Source organism: Clostridium tarantellae (genome assembly GCF_009295725.1).
Classification (GTDB): Bacteria; Bacillota; Clostridia; order Clostridiales; family Clostridiaceae; genus Sarcina; species Sarcina tarantellae.
On the sequence record NZ_WHJC01000604.1, the window covers coordinates 1 to 644 of the forward strand.

Below are 644 nucleotides of genomic sequence, written 5' to 3' on the forward strand. Positions count from 1 at the left end.
TGAAGAATATGGGGATATGAAATTTCAACCTCAAACTGCTTTAACTTTTATGACTAAAAGAATGAATAGACCTGCACAGGATAGTTATACCATAGTGGCTGAATGGGAAAAAATAAAAGCTACTAATAAGCCTATACCAGATATAAATAATTATTCCTGTGTAGGTGGAGTAGACTTTGCCAGTACAAGGGATTTTGTGGGATGTGGTTTATTATTTAAAGTGGGTGATAAAAGAGTATGGTTACACCACTCATTTATATGTCATAGAGCTTTAGAAATAAAGGGAAGAGCTATAAAATTTGATGTTAAATTAGCAGAAAAAGAAGGACTATGTACTGTTTTAAAGGAGGATACTATAAAACCTAAGTATATTGCTAATTGGTTTTTAAATATGGTTAGTAAATACAATATTAATATATTAGATATTTGCTGTGATAGATATAGAAAAATGTTATTAGAAACAGCCTTTAAAGAAGTTGGTTTGCCTTTAAGTGATGTGGGAAATGGATACATAACCCATAATAAACTAGCACCACTTATAGAGCAGTTATTTGCAGATGAAAATATTATTTATGGTGATGATAAAATGATGCGTTGGTATACCAATAATGTTTATGTAGATACAGATGCAAAAGGGAATAAAT

The 644-nt window shown here is 30.3% G+C and carries 1 protein-coding gene; it reads left to right on the forward strand.

Annotated elements, in window-relative coordinates:
* The coding region (locus GBZ86_RS19055) for a terminase TerL endonuclease subunit (RefSeq protein ID WP_234885196.1) at positions 1 to 644 on the forward strand (644 nt) is incomplete at both ends.